The sequence below is a fragment of the Clostridium estertheticum genome (genome assembly GCF_026650985.1).
GTDB lineage: Bacteria > Bacillota > Clostridia > Clostridiales > Clostridiaceae > Clostridium_AD > Clostridium_AD estertheticum_C.
The window spans coordinates 285,386-303,505 of record NZ_CP086239.1 but is presented as its reverse complement, the minus strand read 5'-3'; the positions used below and the strand labels follow the sequence as shown (position 1 = coordinate 303,505).

Sequence of the window (18,120 nt, the reverse complement as noted above, 5' to 3'; positions counted from 1 at the left end):
AACTATTCACTTCTGTTCTCACTCCTTTGTAGATACTCTTGATATTTACCTTTCATATCATCATTGGACAAGTGAACATAAGTATTTATTGTCGTTTGAACATTTGCATGACCTAATCTTTTCTGAACATAAGCGGCATCCCAACCGTTTCTGATAAGCTCTGTTGCATGTGTATGTCTTAGCATATGAGGTGTCACTATTATACCTGTCTTTTTCTCTAATCTCATAAACAAATCTAACACACTATGATATCTAAGTGGTTCTCCATAATTCGGGCCTCTTAAATTTATAAATACATAGTCACCGCCTACCTCATCGTCATATTCGTAAATAATATAATCAGTATAAAGACTCATTAATTGTTTGCTAACATCAACTACTCTTTCTCTCTTAGATTTTGCAAATGCTTCATTAACGTTATAATCTCTATGAACTATTTTAATTTGGTTATCCCATGTAACAACATCTTCATGTCGAAGTCCTAAAACTTCTCCAATTCTTAATCCACCCTCATACAATAACATCAAAATTATTTTATCCCTTTTATTGTTACATGCAATGAGCAAGGTTTTTATCTGTTCTTGAGATAATACCTTAATTAACTTCTTTTTAACTTTAAGTTTAAATATATTTCTTTTCTGAGCCTTGTTTTTTGTAGCATGATATAAAAAGCTCTTATAAGTTTTGGGAGACCTTGTTTCGTTATAGAATGTTGAAGTACCATCAAACACTCCCAACCTCTCTAGGTAATCATAAAAACTCATTACAGCATTTATAATTACGTTAACAGTTGTTTCAGCTCTTATAGCTTCCTGTGGAGCTATGTGATAAACATTCACTTGCCCTGTCGGGCTTCCTAGCCACCCTACAAAGTTTGATATATCTTCAAAACTTACTCGATCAGGTTCTTTTCCTATCTGTTTTAGATACTCAAAATATAATTTTAGATGATAGGCATATGCCTTGATAGTATTCGGTGCTTTTCCTGTATTATCTAAAAACTTTATGTACTTCATCACCTTATCTACTACCTTAAATTCATCATCTATCAATATGTATAATGGATATGGTTTATTCTCTACATATATCTTTTGTACTTTCATATTTTAAAATTATCCCTCCATCTACTCTACCTTAACTACTTTAATTACTTTGAATTATAGCATTTGTTAAAATAGTATACAAGGAACATAATCACTTATTTATTAATTCTTTGTGTACTTTAAATACCCTCATTATAAATACTCAGTTTATTGGGTCCCCTGACGGATGATTGTGACAAATAACAACGGAAGCACTACAATTTTTAATAGCTTCGTAAAAAACTTCTCTTGGATGAACTATAGAAGTATTCAAATTACCAATCGAGATATCTTTTATGCTAATAATTACATTCTTTGTATTGAGCATAACTAATTTAAGATATTCCTTTTTTAAGTATCTCATTTCTTCCATAAGATACTCTGCTACATCTTTTGGTGATGTAATTTTATATTCTTCTCCTGATTTATAGCTTCTAAATCTTTTGGAAATTTCTACAAGTGCTAAAAGTTGTGTCGCTTTGGCATTTCCAACACCTTTTAAATTCATAAATTCCTCTGCACTTGAACCGAGAAGTCCATTTAGTCCACCACACTGCGAAATTATTCTACTACAAAGACTTATAATATTTTCATTTTTTGATCCTACCCTAAGTATTATAGCTAATAGTTCATTGCTAGATAAAGTTTCAGCACCGTATCTTAACAATTTTTCCCTTGGTCTCTCATTTTGAGGCAAATCCATAATTTTGAACGTCATACCCATAAACAACTCCTTTATAGATTGACCCCCATTTCCCTTAACATATAATATAATTTGTTCACTGGCAACCCCACAACACTATAGTAACAGCCCTTTAATTCTTTAACAAATAAAGATGCTCCTCCTTGTATAGCATAAGCTCCAGCCATACCTAACGGTTCTTTTGTTTCTATGTAATTGTTTATTTCTTTGATTGATAACTTTGAAAATTTTACTGTAGTGCACACATACTCAGTATTGATTACCTTAGTTTGTGTGTTTATTACCGCAATTCCTGTATATACCTCATGTGTATTGTTACTTAGATTACTAAGCATTTTGAAAGCCTCGCAACTATCTTTAGGTTTTCCGAGCACTTCACCCTTAAAATAAACAACAGTATCACAACCTATTATAGCAGTTGGTTTTTTCACGCTACTACAAATAGCCATAGCCTTACCTTTTGCTAAGGTCATAACATATTCCCCACAATTTCCAGAAAACATTATGTCACTCTCTTCAAAGTCACTTGCCATTATCTGAAAATTACTAGTTATTTTTTTTAGGAGTTCAGCCCTACGTGGCGAGGCAGAAGCTAAAATAATATCCACTACATCACTCCTAATATTTTCTATATAATATTATTGCCAAAATAATGCCTATAATAGTCATAATATTAATATTAAAATTTATACCGAAAGTTACTGCGAATACTTTAAAATCTATAAGCATAGGATTACTCATCCCTATGGTGAAAGTACTCTTCAAAAATTTAAGCGCAGCCACGTTGTCTCCTAATAGTTCACCTACAAAACTTCCAGAAATAGCTCCTATCATTATAAAAAAAACAAAATATGGGTTTTTCCTTTCTGCACTCTTCAAATTGTACCCCCCACCTTACTTATATATCTTATACATCTTATACATTTTAACATTTAATAAAATCATACACAAGTGCATAAAATTATTATTCAGAAAAAATTTATAATTATATCTATATCAGTTTCTTTATAAATTTATATATATATATATATCCGTCCTCTGTTTTTTCTTTTTCAACTTTTATTGGCAATGCAGTTAAATATGATTTTATAGTTGTCATTGAGACATAACTTTTATTTGTCTTATCTGCACCAGTTAAAGTCGTCATCCATTTTTTTAATTCTGCGGTTTCAACATATTTAGTATCCTTTTCCGAAAGTTTATTTAATATTTTAATATCCGCACTAATCATTTCATTAGTTTGCGCACTTGTTAAATCCTTACCTTCAAGCTGAAAATTAATTTTTGAATAAGTTATTTTTTTTGCCGTAAGTTCTTTAATAATAGTATCAGCCCCACCTTTAGGATATACACCAAGTAGAACTTTATTTAACTTATCTTCCACAATAATAAATGGTGTACCATACTCAGCTAAACTATTTTTGAGTACGAGTGCGCTTTCCATTTTGGCAAAAACACCACATTGTAATGCTACATATTCTTTAATATCATTTTGAGATGTATCTTTAGAACCATCCACACTAACCTTATTTGTTTTTGTATCCTTTTGCAAACTTATTTTAGTAATTTTATTATCTGCGCTCGCCGTTTTACCATTATTAGGTAATAGTTTTGAAAAAATAGTGCCCAAAGCAATTGCAACTATTAGTATTAATGTAATAACAATTATAAAATTGTTATTTTTCTTAGGTCGTTTGTAATTATATCTAGTATATCTCACTCTAACATCCCCTAACTTAATAAGTTCTTATTTATAATATTATTATTTGAAAACTTATTTTAGAATAAAAAAATAAATATATATAATATAAATAACCCTATAAATTTTATAGGGTTGTAGTGAAAATAAATTTTGTTTTTATGTTGAATAAATGTTATTTTCTATTCATCTCTGTACATAAGTGATACATTAACAATTCTTGAAACTATTTCTCTTGCTTCTACATAAGGATTCCCGTACCTAGTCAAGCGCCTAAATATTGCAGGATTATATCTTTCAATTCTTTTTACAATCGAATCTACCTCATTATATTGGAGACTAGGTGAAGCCGTCATACTAGGTATATCAGGTTGGTCCTGATACTTATCAATATAACTTTTGTTTTTATTTACCTCCTCATAATCGTCAATAGCTTCATTTCTATACATTCTACCCAATTGATTAAATTCATTCATAGAGCTTGCATACTTAAATTGATCCATACCCACCCAAGGATTTATTCCCCTATATTTGTTCATTTCCATATTAGAATTCATATCTTGCATATATCCCACGGGCATTCCCATATTTGACATCATATTCATTTGGTCATATCCATACATCATAGATTGTAATGGCACCATGTCATATTCTTCAATCATGTCTATATCTTCACTATTGCTGTCCTCTATTATCATAATTATCCTCCCATTCCAATATTATTAACATATTAACAATTTATGCTGAATATAAGAGTTTGATACTAGTTTTACAAAAAAAATAAAGAGGATGCAATTGCACCCTCTTTATGCCACTATTTACTTAATCCACGTACAGGCTTTCTCATATTCGCATCTCCGTTAATAATTACAGGATTTTCTTCCTTACTTTTATTTACCTTCTGTTGATTTTCATTAGGACCACTATTTTTATTTTTCATAATTAACACCTCTCTCAGATGTTAGTTTTTCCATATTTCCTTTTATAATTCATTTGTTCTAAAATTCATATCTACCCATGGTAAAATGTTTTTTGGAATAAAAAAGTACCAACACCATTGAAGTGCTGATACCATAGTATTTAACCTGGTGCGACAGATGGGACTTGAACCCATATGGTCTCCCACACGTCCCTTAAACGTGCGCGTCTGCCATTCCGCCACTATCGCAAATTTAAAAAATGTAAAGGATCAAACCTTATAGCCATGTAGAATTGCTAATCTAATAACTATAAGGTTAATTATATATTAGTTTTGTACAAATTGTCAATAGTTTTTATTTCTTTTATTTAATCTCATTAGCATACAATTTTGAATAAATGCGGTAATTTATCTTTACTTTTTTAACATACTTATCCGTTTCTCCAAATGGTATATTATTAAGTGTTTTACCATCACTAGAATATTCCTTGTTTTTAAGCCACTTTTTAACATTTCCACGTCCACCATTATAAGCTGCAAGTACCAATTCTAAATCACCATTAAATTCACTGTTTAAATCGTCAAGATACCAACATCCCATAGCAATATTAATTTCGGAATCAAAAGATTTTTCCGTATTGAAGTCTTTTAATTTCATATTACCAGCAATCCATATTGCAGTATCAGGCATAATCTGCATAAGTCCATAAGCTCCCGTATTTGAAACAGCTTTATCATCAAAATTGCTCTCTGTTCTTATTACAGCCGCAACCAAATAAGGATCTACGTTATACTTTTTTGAATATGTAATTATTTTATTTTCATACTTTATCGGGTAAAAATTTTTTAAAATACTTTTTATATTTATTACTATAATAACCAATAGAATTAATATTAATAATTTTATAATTTTTGAAATTTTCATAACTTCACATCTAACCTTTCGAGCTGTGTAATAATTAAATCTAGTTGCAACTTTGTGTCTTCAAAACTTCTTCCATTATCAATAATAAAATCTGCAAATTTCCTCTTTTCGTCTATCGGCATTTGGGCTTTTATTCTATCCATTGTTTCATCTAAATTTAAATCATCACGAAGCATAACCCTTTGTATTTGAAGATCACTAGATACCCATACTAAAATAGTTACGTCCATACAATTATGGAGATTGTTCTCTATTAAAGTAGGTGCATCTAGAAAACATAATTTACAGTTATCTTCCTCACACATTTTTATTCTATGTTGTATTTCTCTTGTTATAAAAGGCATCATTATATTCTCAAGTTTTTTTCTACGTGTATCACTTTTAAATATATAATTCCCAAACTCTTTTCGGTTAAGTTCACATTCACTGTCAAAAAAATCATATCCAAATTCACTTTTGATATTACCCATTATTTCTGGATATATTATAAAAACCTCTCTAGCTACAATATCTGCATCGATAATTGAAAACCCATCAGCTTTTAACATATTGGTTACTGTACTCTTTCCGCTGCCAATACCACCTGTTATTCCAACCTTTAGCATTATCTTCTCCCCCACTTTTTTATAACTAAAAATTGAATTTTTAACATCCTGGGCTTAACTCACACCCGTAAGTTTCAACTACTTAGCCTCATACCAGGTTTCTCCAATGCTAATTTCTACTTCTAAAGGAACTAAAAGTTTAATAACATTTTCCATCTGGTCCTTAACCAACAATTCAACCTGCTTTTGCTCATCTCTATATACATTTAATATTAATTCATCATGTACTTGTAGAATTAAAGTACTTTTCAATCCTTTTTCCTTTAATTTGTCAAATACATTAACCATAGCAAGTTTTATAATATCTGCCGCGCTCCCTTGTATAGGTGTATTCATAGCAAGCCTAATACCAGCAGCTTTTACCATTTTGTTTGCTGAATTTATTTCAGGTATAAATCTACGTCTATTCATAATTGTAGTTACACTATTATTTTCCTCAGCCGCTATAACTATATCCTTCATGTATTTCTTAACACTCGGATATCTTTCAAAATAAGTTTCTATATATGTTTTAGCTTCTTTCCTTGATATATTTAAATCATTTGCCAAGCTAAATTCACCAATACCATATACTATTCCAAAATTTACTGCTTTTGCATTACTTCTCATAAGTTTTGTAACCTCGTCCATAGGAACGTTGAATACCTCAGATGCTGTTTTAGTGTGAATATCACTATGATCAATGAACGCTTGAATTAGATTATCGTCAGCAGCAATATGTGCTAGTACTCTAAGCTCTATCTGTGAATAATCCGCAGATAATATAACACACTGATCATTGTGTGGTATAAATGCTTTCCTTATAGCTCTACCCATTTCATGTCTTATAGGAATGTTTTGCAAATTAGGTTCTGTACTCGATAATCTTCCTGTTGTGGTAACTGTTTGCATAAAGTTTGAATGTATTCTAGAATCTGTGTCAATTACTGGTTTTAACCCCTCAATATATGTAGAAAAAATCTTTGTTACTTGTCTATACTTTGTGACTTCTGCGATAATAGGGTGTTTATCCACTAGTGCATCTAAAACTTCCGCATTAGTTGAATATCCTGTTTTGGTCTTTTTTATAACAGGTAAATCTAATTTTTCAAATAATATTTTTCCTAATTGTTTTGGAGATTTTATATTAAATTCTTCTCCAGCCAATACAAAAATGGTGCTTTCAAGTTTTGCTATATCTGCGGCAAATTTAACTCCAAGCTCTTCTAAATTAGCTTTATCTACTGTAAATCCTTCAGCCTCCATATATGATATAGCCTCTGTTAATGGCTGCTCAACCTCGCAAAGAAGTTCTTCCATTTCATACTCTTTAATTTTTGGCTCTAATATCTCATAAAGCCCTTTTAGTAATGCAACTTTATTAATTTCCTTTGCATGGCCCTCACCCGTGATACTAATTCTAAGATTGGTATCCATAAGAGTTTCTAGGCTATATTCTTTTTTTGCTGAGTCTAGAAGGTAAGCTGCAAGCTCTGTATCAAATTGTATTCCATGTAACTTGATACCTTTCTTATTAAGAGCAGTGTATGCATTTTTTACAGCATGGCTCACTTTTTTAATATCATTACTCTCAAGTATAATTTTTAAATAACTTATAGTTTTTTCTTCATCTTCCTTAAATAAATCATCAAGCTTGATAAGATAATTTTTTTCTTTATAATTAATGTATATGTTATTAAGACACATTTTAGAAAAAACATTTGTATCCGCTATATCAAAAATTATATAGATGGTATCCTTAATTTCACAAGTAAGCTCTGAAAGCTTTTTCAAATTATCTATTACTCCATAATCTGCAGAAAATATTTCCTGAGCAGAGTCATCGCCTACAGATATCTTGTCTATTAATGACTTAAACTGTAATTTATAAAATAAATCTTTTACAGCGCGAACATCATAATTTTCTTTCGATTTAATTGAACTTAGATCCATTTCCATAGGCACGCAAGTAATAATGGTGGCTAATTTTTTACTGAAAATTGCCTGTTCACTATAGGTCTTTAAATTTTCAACAAGCTTTTTACCACTAAGTTTATCAATATTCATAAGAAGATTTTCTATACTCTTATATTCTTTGATAAGCTTATATGCAGTTTTTTCACCAATTCCTGGAACACCTGGTATATTATCAGAAGCATCTCCCATTAGACCTTTTACATCTATAAATTCTGTTGGAGTTACTCCGAATTCCTCAATTATACGGTTTCTATCGTATATTTCTTTTTCAGACATTCCTTTTTTATTTATTACAACCTTAACATTATCTGTTGCAAGTTGAAGCGCATCTCTGTCTCCTGTTATTATAAAGACTTCCAGTCCTTGCTCTTCTGCAAACACCGATAACGTACCTATTAAATCATCTGCTTCAAACCCATCTAATTCAAATATATCTATAGCCATTTTCTCTAAAAGTTCCCTAACTATAGCAAACTGTCCTTGCAGTTCATCAGGCATTCTTTTTCTACCTGCCTTATAATCCTTATATTCTTCATGACGAAAAGTAGGTGCCTTCCTATCAAATGTTGTGACAATATAATCAGGCTCAAACTCTTCTTTCATCTTTAAAAGCATAGTTGTAAAGCCATAAACTGCATTAGTATATATCCCATCCGAATTTGTTAGGGCCGGTAATGCATAAAAAGCTCTATACATAAGACTATGACCATCTAAAATTAGTAGTCTTTCCTTAGACATTTTAAATCCCTTCTTTCTACTATGTTTATAAATTTATATGTAACGTTTTATATTATACGTTCTAAATAAAAATATCAACTTCTTAATACTAAAATTCCTTTTGTTATAACATTAAGATGACTTTCTTAAAATCGCCTCTTACCTTAATATAGGTAAAACAGTTTCTATTGTATTATAACAAATATATACCCAAAAAGTAACGAACTGTATATTAATTTGTACTTATTTTATACTAAATATACATATATCTATTGCAATGTGCATAAATATATGGTAAACTATTTTTTGTCAGGCATGCCGAAGTGGTGGAACTGGCAGACGCGCTGGACTCAAAATCCAGTGGTAGCAATACCGTGCGGGTTCGATTCCCGCCTCCGGCACCAGTTATAGCACCATTCTTAGTAAATCGTAGGTGATTTGCTAAGATTTTTTTTTACATTCTTCTAAAAATCTTCTAAAAATCATATATTTCTAAAAATCCTTCTAAAATCTTTAATTAAACTCAATTGTAACTTACGTTTGCAAACAGATCATTTATCTTCTTAGCTGCATTCTTTTTCATCTCAATATCAACATGACTATAAATGTTCATAGTAGTTGAAATATCACTATGACCTAGCCAAACAGAGATTTCTTTCATAGTTACACCAAGCTTTAGTAAATAAGAAGCTGTTGAATGTCTTATGTCGTGAAATCTTATCTGAGGTAATTCACTCTCCTTAACTATTTCAAGGAACTTATGACTTAAATATGCTGTATCTAATGGTTTTCCATCTTCCCAACAACAAACATACCCACTTTTGTTATACTCTTTTCCAAATAATAATCTTTGCTCTGATTGCTTCTTTTTCAACTTTTTCAAATACCTTGCTACACTATCTATCAATGGTAAGGTTCTATAACTACTATTATTTTTAGGACTCTTTGTAATTGTGTCTTTATTATATCTCACTCTCGTTTCACAAATAGTGATAGTTTCTTCTTCAAAATTAATTGCATCCCATTTTAGCCCCAATATTTCACCGCGTCTTAAGCCATAATTACAAGTAATAAAAGTTGCTGATTCAATTGGAGTATTTTTTGTTTGTTCAAGCAGTTTTTCTATTTGCTCTGCTGAATAAAACTTACCAATAAATTTTATTTTTTTAGGTATATTAACTGCGTCTGCAACATTTCTCACAATTAACTGCATTTTTACAGCATAATCCAAAACCTTATGAATATTAGCATGATGTTTTATAACAGTATTTGGTGATAATCCACCTTTACCATTTGATTTCCCATCTTTAAGTTCAAAATTATAATATTTTTGAATATCAAGTGGTTGCAATTTCTGCAATAGGATATTCTTATCCTTAAAGTATGGATAAATATGCTTATCAAAAATTAATTTATATCCCTCATATGTTGTCTTTTCGCAGTTTTGCTTAGCATAATTTTGAAGCCAATCCTTATAAAAATCGCAAAAGAATATATTTTTTGCTTCTATATAAGTATTATTTTCCTTCTTATTTACTATATCTCTTTTTACTTTCTCAGCCTCCGATTTCTTCTCACACTTTGTATTTATCCACTCCGTTTTATACTTTCCACCCTCTACTTTGTTACTAATAACAACATAATAATATTTGCCTTTCTTTTGTAAACTTCCTTCCATCTATGTTACCTCCATCAAATTTTTTTTAATAAAAAAACTGATTTTAGAAAACATAAAATACTCTTACAATCTGAGTATATATTATATCCTAAAATCAGTAAACCTAATTATTGCATCTGTATATAATCCACTATCCATACTTTAGGTATTTTATGAACTTTACCTATTTTAAATGATTTTATGATTCCTGAATTAATCAATTCATAAGCCTTATTTTTACCTATATCCAGCATTTGTGTTAAGTCTTCTATATTTACAACATCTTTATAATTTTCAAACAATATTAATCCCTCCTTAAGCGAAAATGAAAAGCACTCAATTAATTACTTTAAATACATATATATTATTTAGTTTTTATATAATAAAAGAAAAAAAGGTGTATCATAAGCAATTAAGCTAAGATACACCTTTTAATTTTATACTGCTGTTACTGGAATTACTTCTTTAACAAGTGTATTACCTTCAGCATCTACATATTTTGGAACTAATACTGTAGGAACTACTTCTGCCACCTCTTTAATTACTGCTTCTTTACCTGCGTTGGCAACTCCTGCCAAAGATTTATTAATTAATAATATATCTGCATCAGATAATTTTGTCCTTTTTTGCATTGTAGTTATAAAACTTGATAATTTACTTCCCACTAACTCTCCCATTCTTCCATCTTCCTCTAATGCATCCCAAATTAGTTTTGCTGTTTTTATATCTTTTGCTAGATTTACAGAATCTAATTTAGCTATTAATAATTTGATAACAAATGGAACTATTCCACCTGCAATTCCTACACTTAAAATTGGATATAAAAAAGATATTATTGTCGTTATCATATATATTACATCTCCTAATTTTTATTTTATTTTATACTAGAGTTACATATTTACCAAAAACCCAACCAAAACCACCATTATAAACTATATTAATCCAGTCACCATCAATCTTATTTATCTGAACTTTAGTATCTTTGTTAAGACTTCCTAGTTCAGTTGCGGTTGCATGTGGTTCTAATCTCACGAATAGATTACTTGCTGATATTATGCCATATTGAACTTTTATTTCTATAGTATTCGCCTTAGAAACACTACCAATTAGTAATGTCCACCAATTCTTATCTTCATCAACAGCTGTTAGCATGTCTCCAACTTTAAAAATTTTCACAAGCGAACCATTTTCTGAGATACACGCTGTTTGTTTTGTTACCTTTAATATTTTACGAAATTTAATAGTAGGGGAAACAACAGTCGGTGTAACAGTTCCACCAATAATATTCAATATTCCCTTTGCGATTGCAAGTCCTAAAGTTGTTTTATTGTAAAGGTTGCAATCATTAGAATTTGTGCAGAAAAAAGGCTCAATCAAAATACTAACTGCACTAGGTTGATATGTCATCCATAGTCTAGGATTCTTAATACCTCTATCTGCAAACCCTAATTTATGTATTTCTGTTAATACTGAAGTAGCATATTTTGATCCTGAAGTTGATGCATACTCAATTTCACAACCATGAGCTGAAGCATCATCATACGCATTTACATGAAAACACAAATGTAATATACTTCCACTAGAATTAGCTTTTGCAGTTCTATAAGCTAAACTTTGATTAACTGTCATATTGGTATTTGGTGGTGGAGTGCAATTTACTAAAGTATGTCCATGACGTTGCAATTCAGCAATGCATATTGGTGCATATTCTCTAATAACCTTTTCCTCATTTAAAAACCCCTCTGCTCCACGATCTTGACCAGTTCCATGCCCTTCGTCCCAACTTATTATTGCCATTAATAATTACCTCTCTTTCATTATTTCTAAAATATTACACTCAAAACAAATAAAACAATAGCCATAAATCCACCAATTCCTGCACAAATTATCCCAAGTTTAGCTTTCGTTAATTCAAATTTATTTTGCTTAGTAGTATTTTGACTTTGTATTATTTGAGTTAAATAAGAATTTTGCAATGTTGACATTTCGTCTAATTTTTTAGCACTATTTTCTTCTGTTTTTTGTTGTGCTACTAAAACTTTATCAAACATTTTATCATTTTTTTCTGTACTAGATTTATCTAATTCCAACATCAAAATTGATTGTTTATCTTGATTCTGCTTCAAATTAGCAAATTCACTTGTCATTAATAAACTATTTTTTTCTAATATTGTTATTCTCGAATCATGTAATTGTTGTATTTCAGCTATTTTATTCTGTGATTCTTTTAATGTTTCAAACTTTAATGCATTAACTTTTGCATCCACGCAAATCTCACCTTCCATTCTAATCACTTCCTCATACTTATTTTTATATTGCTTATTTTGTCGAAAAGAAGTATAATTAACATATTCCTTTAGGGGATGTAGAAGGGGTCAATCTTATCAATTACCCTTCTACTTTATTTTTTTGCATTAAAAAAGACACTATTTCTAGTGTCTATATTTATTTCTTTTAAATTATTATATTACTTAATAATGTAATTTTCGTTATTTTTACTAAAAACTTGAATCCCAACTAAACAGTTAGCAACACCTCCATTTTTTAAAATTCTTCTACCAAAAGCGGTGCTTTGGGGCATCATTTTTACCTCATAGTTATTATACATCATGTTTGCCCTAAGTAATATTTTTTCACCAAGAGTATTGAGTTCCATAAATATAGAACCTTTTTTATCTCTAATAACTAAATGCCCTGGCGAATACACAACATCCCATAACTTAGCACTCCTAAAAGCTCTCCATTCATTATCTCTTATTACTGCTAACATCTTATTATCCTTATTGTAAAATTTAGCATTAAATAAAGCTATTCCATTAATATCTTCCTTAACCCATATCAGTACTTCTTTATCAATTCTCAAAATAATAGGTGTTTTATAATATTCCATAGAACCAATTAAAAATTTTAAGTCATTATATTTTTTTAAAATGAACTCTTTCCCTACATAATCGTTATTTTTATTATAGGGATTTTTTTTATATTCTAAAACCATTTCCTTATATATTTCACCGCAGTTTGCTCTATGATGATGTTCAGGGCATAGTATAACTATATTTGTTTTTTCATGACATTTAACTAAATGATATTGGTTTATGTGATGGTATTCAATTATGGGACATCCGCATATAACACAACCAAAATACGCTTCTTGGCGAAGTTCTCTTTTTAAAGGTTCAGGAATTGGTGGTCTAAAATCGCTCATATTAATCACTCTCCAAACAATAACAGCTAAATTATACCACATATTCCTTTAAATTGCATAGTCCATATATTGATCTAACCATTCAATAAAGTTTTTAACATCTTCTAATCCATATCCTTCTTTTATAGCCTCTGGAATTAAAAACTTCTCTCTTACATAAATACTAATAAAGACTCTAAATTCATCTTCTGGTGAGTTCCTTATACAATTAATCATTTTACTTCTTAATTCTTCGTTTTTTACCCCACTATCAGTGCAACCAGTATCATAAGCGTATAATTCACTCAAATTTTCAGTTAGAATAGTAAAATCTTGATTTTGCATAATTTCATCTCCTACTCTCATATACTATATGATACATTATATCCAATTATAATAAAAGACTCTCTATTAAGAGTGTCTTAGTTACTACATGTTATATTCCTATGTTAAAACAACTAGGCCATTCTGATGATCCCTTCGCAACTTACAATTCCACTTGGATGTGTAAATGAACTTAATGTTAATACAATTTTATTATGAACAATAGTTAATGTAACCAATCTACCATTATCAACATTATCGAGTTTAACTATTTCGCCATATGTTTTACCGTAGAAATCATATGCGCCGTTATTATCTGTGATTTTAAATCTAAAAATAAGGAAATTATAAGGGTCAAATATAAAACCGGTGCTTATTTCAATGTTATAAACACTAGAACCTAAAGGCAATAATTTAGTATCTGTAAACATTACTCTATTAGGTGCAAAACCTCCATGACCATTATAAATCAGTGGAACTTGTTTATTATATATTATAGCTTTCGCTAAACCTAAACCACTATTGTCATCATATATTACTAAATTTTCTTTTACTGTACATTCATCGCCTATATTTGCTTGTATTGTTGTTGATAATATTCCATTTGAAGTAGCGGGAATACTACTTTTTAAAAATTCGATTTCACCAATAGAGGTTGTATTGTCGGGTATTTCAATTAAATTAGTACCTCCACTGTAATAATTATATTTTCCAATATGCCCACTGAAATTATCAGCGTGAATCGCTACTGGACAACCATAAAACCAATTCCTATCTATTGTAATATTTCTTTTAACACCTACGTTGTCTATATTTACCGCGATTTGCCTAATTGACTCAAAATAATTGTTATAAATTCCAAGCAAATGAACCTCTCCCGATATTTCAATTCCTATGTTAACATCTTCTGCGGAACAACCCGATATCTCTTGACCATCAGATCCACCTGAGAATCGAAAACCTTTGCCTCTGCCAGTAACAAATAATGATTTTAGATGTTCGACGTTAACAAAACCATCAAAACTAAAGGCTTCTCCTAATTTTGCGTAAGTATCATTTACATATCCCGCTTCACGATCAGTTATATTTGTATAGGATGAATAAAAGCTTCGTTTACTATTTAATACTTTGCCAACCATGAATGCGTACACGTTCGATATTTCGCAACCTTCGTTAAAATTAAATACATTGAAACATAATTCACAATTTGTTATCTTACTAATATTTATAATCTGCGAAAAGACAACTCTTTGTGTTTCGTTCGGTGTCGAAATGTTCGATACTATTTCACCACTTAACACATACCCAGTTTCAAAAATTGTATTGCCTCCGCCTCCATTAATTTCGCAACTATTACAATCTATAATAACATTCGATGGTATTAATATCATTCCAGCTATTTTACATTTTGAATTTTGCGGAAAAATTATTTTTGCATTACCATTTTTTAAGGCTGTTTTTATAGCTAAATTAATCGCATTTGTATCATCTGTTATACCATCAAATTTTGCTCCAAATTGCATTGGGTTCGTCGCCATATTTGCCAAATCTGACGTGTTTTTATTGATTCCATTTTGCAACGCCGCAACATTACTTTCTGCGATCATAACATTCTTATAAGTATCATAGTCTGTTTTAATAACATTAAATTCTGTTACTCTTTCTCCTTCTACGTTTATTCTACCAATTTCATTTGTTTTTCTTATTATTTCATTGCAATCTGCTAAATCTTGTCTAACTCCAACTGCTGTTTGCTTACCTTCTACAACTAATTGCCTTGCTGTAGTACTTGTAACCTCTGTATTTATATCCTCAATACCATCTGCTATGCTCTCCCTAACATCTTTTCCAAACACCGCCGCTCTTATATTTGCTACATCATTTGTTACATTTGCCATTTATTTAATCACTCCTCTTTATTTCGTTGCAAATACACCCATAGCTTGTTGCCATAAGCTTGATATTTGTGAATCTACATATTCTTTTGTTGATAAATTTGTATTACCATACATATATAAGCCACTTCCCTCTTCTACTGACCAATTACCTTGAAGTGTTGGTGAATTATTCCCTGCTGTTATTGAACCAACCTCATCTATGCCATTCCCCCCATATAGTTTTATTCCCGCATAATTGTTTACACCATCAAATCCAACCTTCATTCTTAGTGTTCCATCATGATAAAATTCAATAAATTGGTCGTGGAATATCATATAATCATTCGTATTTGAGGTACGCATTAAAGTGGATATCATGAATCTTGTATTAATATTGTTATAAGTTCCATTGTTTGCAATTATATCGTTGAATACGCCCCTAGTTGCTGTCATATCTATAGCTTTTATATTGTTAAATATGCCATTGTTTGCAGTCATATCATTTGCGGTAACATCATGCTCTACGATATCGCCATTTGTATCTACATAAAATACTTTTTTAGTTCCATTGCTTATTGAAATTCCTTCTGTAGCATTTAAAAGTAACTTAACCAAACCTTTTTTAATTCTTAACCCAAAGCTATCACCGATTTGGACACCGTTGTAATCACCATCATTTGTCACCATACTGCCTATAATTGAGCTTAAAGTCCCAGTCAATGTAATGCCTTTGTTGCTTAAAGTTAACTTAGGACTCCATACTGTGCTTAAATCCACGTCATATTCCACACATTTCCAAGTTTCATCAATTTGCATAACTTGATTAACCATATGTACTGAGGTATTTTCATCAATCATATTGATACTCGTATCAGATAATGTCGCTAAGTCTACTGCTGTAACCTCTAGTGATTTTTTAGGTTTTGTATAACTATCTAGTTGTAATAAGCATTGATTTTTAAGTTCCGCATCATCATCAATGTCTTTAAATTCTACTGTTTTGTAAATAATTCCATATTCTGCTACTGCTTCTGAATCTTCCAAATAATTCAAGCCACCATTTACAGTCTCAATTGTCATACTATTAGCACCAATTGGCACAATTCTAGTACCAAAATCTGCAGCATCTGTTTGAATTAAATTAAGCATATTTTGACTTAAAACTACGTCAATAACTTTGTCTGTAGTTGCTTTTAAATAATCTAAATACTTAATTCCATTTACTTTTCTTAATTGCAAATATCCCAACTGCTCATTGTATATATATTTTGTAATCGCTTCTAAGGTTGTCTCTAAACCAGTCGTACAAAACAGCCAGTCTTCAACGTCACAATTACCCAAAAATATTTTTTTATAATTCTCAACTGTTGAATTGTGAGCATCTAAAAATATTTGTAGTAATTGTGTAGGAGTTTTATCCTCATAAATTACAGAATCTACTACAGTATCATGAAGAAAATTTAATTCACCCTCGCAAATTATATCTTTTTTAAATCCCTTATCATCCATATTACTTTTATTTGTAAAAACCCTACCTGAAAATACTTCTTTATCATCTCGAATATCAACAACCGTAATTAAAGTTGCCATCCTTGTTAAAAGATTATAAGCAGGATTATTGGGATAAATAGTAAAGGTCAAGCTACCTGCTTGACCTCTTTTTTTATTCAAATGGGGTACTGATATTTTTGGTGTAGTTTTATCTGCATCGGGATAATGTATAACCGTTTCTACACCTTTATTAAATATACTTATTTTATACATTATAAACTCACCTTCTTAAATAATATTTTTATATGTCCAGTACCATTTATTATTATTATGTTATTTACACTATTTGCTAGTTTTAAGCCATAAAGTTTATTATCTCCTACGACTAAATTGTAGGTTTTGGAATTATAAATAATACTCATTGCTGTACTTACATTAATTGTAGGCATTACTAATCTTTTAGGATTATATAAAGTTATTGTTTTTGTGCCAACAATATCATATTCCCCATCTTGCAAATAATCTTCTTCAAAATTAAAAGTGTCCCATAGATTATTTGTTGCATAATCAACCCCGATTTTAAAAGGATCTGCAACAAATTTAACCTCTAACTCTCCCAACATTATAAACGTTGAAAATGTTGGAGGTGTTTCAGCTTCAGCCATAAAATAATAATCTGAAATATCATCAAACACTAACTTTTGTTGACCAGTGCCTTGTAACCATTCTAATATTTCACTATATTTAACATATAGCTGTGATACATTGGTAGTATCTATACAAAATTTTATTGTTATTTCTCTTGTATTATATATAATTTCCCCATTACTACCAACTGTAGAAAAGTCCCAACCACCACCTTGCATAAATGGGACTGGAACTTTTATTTTATCCTTACTCGGAGGTTGTATAGATTTACTCATAACGAATAAATCGTAATCATCGAAACTGTGTTTTCCATTAAAAGTTATTCCGTACATA

The 18,120-nt window shown here is 30.3% G+C and carries 19 protein-coding genes, 2 tRNA genes and 1 pseudogene; 1 reads left to right on the top strand and 21 read right to left on the bottom strand.

All coding sequences use genetic code 11. The features are described from left to right. Positions 1 to 2: 2 nt before the first annotated feature. From LL038_RS01365 to polA, 11 genes and pseudogenes are all read right to left on the bottom strand, one after another. The gene (locus LL038_RS01365) at positions 3 to 1,103 is read right to left on the bottom strand and encodes a tyrosine-type recombinase/integrase (RefSeq protein WP_216119690.1); all 1,101 of its coding nucleotides are present in this window, start codon (positions 1,101 to 1,103) and stop codon (positions 3 to 5) included. A 154-nt stretch (positions 1,104 to 1,257) separates the two neighbouring features. Then, positions 1,258 to 1,806 (bottom strand): annotated as a pseudogene (gene radC / locus LL038_RS01360) (RadC family protein); the annotation flags it as partial. 11 nt (positions 1,807 to 1,817) lie between these two features. After that, complete coding sequence (locus LL038_RS01355; RefSeq protein ID WP_216119688.1) at positions 1,818 to 2,393, bottom strand: Maf-like protein; 576 nt, start codon at positions 2,391 to 2,393, stop codon at positions 1,818 to 1,820. A 10-nt stretch (positions 2,394 to 2,403) separates the two neighbouring features. Further along, entirely contained in the window at positions 2,404 to 2,664 is a 261-nt protein-coding gene (locus LL038_RS01350) for a DUF4321 domain-containing protein (RefSeq protein WP_375292988.1), read from the bottom strand. A gap of 112 nt (positions 2,665 to 2,776) precedes the next feature. After that, entirely contained in the window at positions 2,777 to 3,505 is a 729-nt protein-coding gene (locus LL038_RS01345; RefSeq protein WP_216119687.1) for a hypothetical protein, read from the bottom strand. Positions 3,506 to 3,666: 161 nt separating this feature from the next. Continuing rightward, positions 3,667 to 4,182, bottom strand: a complete 516-nt coding sequence (locus LL038_RS01340; RefSeq protein WP_216119686.1) for a hypothetical protein — start codon at positions 4,180 to 4,182, stop codon at positions 3,667 to 3,669. A 116-nt stretch (positions 4,183 to 4,298) separates the two neighbouring features. After that, positions 4,299 to 4,424, bottom strand: coding sequence for a hypothetical protein (locus LL038_RS01335; RefSeq protein WP_264174136.1), 126 nt, complete (start codon positions 4,422 to 4,424; stop codon positions 4,299 to 4,301). A 146-nt stretch (positions 4,425 to 4,570) separates the two neighbouring features. Next, a tRNA-Leu gene (locus tag LL038_RS01330) sits at positions 4,571 to 4,652 on the bottom strand. 115 nt (positions 4,653 to 4,767) lie between these two features. Then, positions 4,768 to 5,328, bottom strand: a complete 561-nt coding sequence (locus LL038_RS01325) for a lytic transglycosylase domain-containing protein (RefSeq protein ID WP_216119685.1) — start codon at positions 5,326 to 5,328, stop codon at positions 4,768 to 4,770. Continuing rightward, positions 5,325 to 5,933, bottom strand: coding sequence for a dephospho-CoA kinase (coaE, locus tag LL038_RS01320; protein WP_216119684.1), 609 nt, complete (start codon positions 5,931 to 5,933; stop codon positions 5,325 to 5,327). The genes LL038_RS01325 and coaE overlap by 4 nt, the downstream gene beginning before the upstream one ends. 78 nt (positions 5,934 to 6,011) lie before the next feature. Further along, positions 6,012 to 8,627, bottom strand: coding sequence for a DNA polymerase I (gene polA / locus LL038_RS01315; protein ID WP_216119683.1), 2,616 nt, complete (start codon positions 8,625 to 8,627; stop codon positions 6,012 to 6,014). A gap of 296 nt (positions 8,628 to 8,923) precedes the next feature. On the opposite strand from polA, the gene LL038_RS01310 reads away from it, so the two are divergent. Further along, positions 8,924 to 9,010: transfer RNA gene (locus LL038_RS01310), tRNA-Leu, on the top strand. Between the two features lie 119 nt (positions 9,011 to 9,129). Here the strand turns inward: LL038_RS01310 and LL038_RS01305 are convergent. From LL038_RS01305 to LL038_RS01260, 10 genes are all read right to left on the bottom strand, one after another. Continuing rightward, positions 9,130 to 10,284, bottom strand: coding sequence for a tyrosine-type recombinase/integrase (locus tag LL038_RS01305; protein ID WP_216119682.1), 1,155 nt, complete (start codon positions 10,282 to 10,284; stop codon positions 9,130 to 9,132). Between the two features lie 107 nt (positions 10,285 to 10,391). Beyond that, positions 10,392 to 10,565, bottom strand: coding sequence for a helix-turn-helix domain-containing protein (locus LL038_RS01300; RefSeq protein WP_187350197.1), 174 nt, complete (start codon positions 10,563 to 10,565; stop codon positions 10,392 to 10,394). A gap of 135 nt (positions 10,566 to 10,700) precedes the next feature. Beyond that, entirely contained in the window at positions 10,701 to 11,111 is a 411-nt protein-coding gene (locus tag LL038_RS01295) for a hypothetical protein (protein WP_216119681.1), read from the bottom strand. Positions 11,112 to 11,142: 31 nt separating this feature from the next. Beyond that, on the bottom strand, positions 11,143 to 12,060 hold the full coding sequence (locus LL038_RS01290; protein ID WP_216119680.1) for an N-acetylmuramoyl-L-alanine amidase: 918 nt from the start codon (positions 12,058 to 12,060) through the stop codon (positions 11,143 to 11,145). Between the two features lie 26 nt (positions 12,061 to 12,086). Next, entirely contained in the window at positions 12,087 to 12,548 is a 462-nt protein-coding gene (locus LL038_RS01285; protein ID WP_216119679.1) for a hypothetical protein, read from the bottom strand. A gap of 182 nt (positions 12,549 to 12,730) precedes the next feature. After that, positions 12,731 to 13,468 (bottom strand): HNH endonuclease signature motif containing protein, encoded by a 738-nt coding sequence (locus LL038_RS01280; protein ID WP_216119678.1) that lies wholly within the window; start codon positions 13,466 to 13,468, stop codon positions 12,731 to 12,733. Positions 13,469 to 13,516: 48 nt separating this feature from the next. Next, positions 13,517 to 13,792, bottom strand: a complete 276-nt coding sequence (locus LL038_RS01275; protein ID WP_216119677.1) for a hypothetical protein — start codon at positions 13,790 to 13,792, stop codon at positions 13,517 to 13,519. A 113-nt stretch (positions 13,793 to 13,905) separates the two neighbouring features. Further along, complete coding sequence (locus LL038_RS01270) at positions 13,906 to 15,669, bottom strand: glycoside hydrolase family 55 protein (protein ID WP_216119676.1); 1,764 nt, start codon at positions 15,667 to 15,669, stop codon at positions 13,906 to 13,908. Positions 15,670 to 15,687: 18 nt separating this feature from the next. After that, positions 15,688 to 17,412 (bottom strand): phage tail protein, encoded by a 1,725-nt coding sequence (locus LL038_RS01265; RefSeq protein WP_216119675.1) that lies wholly within the window; start codon positions 17,410 to 17,412, stop codon positions 15,688 to 15,690. Next, a complete protein-coding gene (locus tag LL038_RS01260) occupies positions 17,412 to 18,119 on the bottom strand; it encodes a distal tail protein Dit (protein WP_216119674.1) in 708 nt (235 codons plus the stop codon). Before LL038_RS01260 ends, LL038_RS01265 begins: the two co-directional genes overlap by 1 nt. Between the last annotated feature and the right edge of the window lies 1 nt (position 18,120).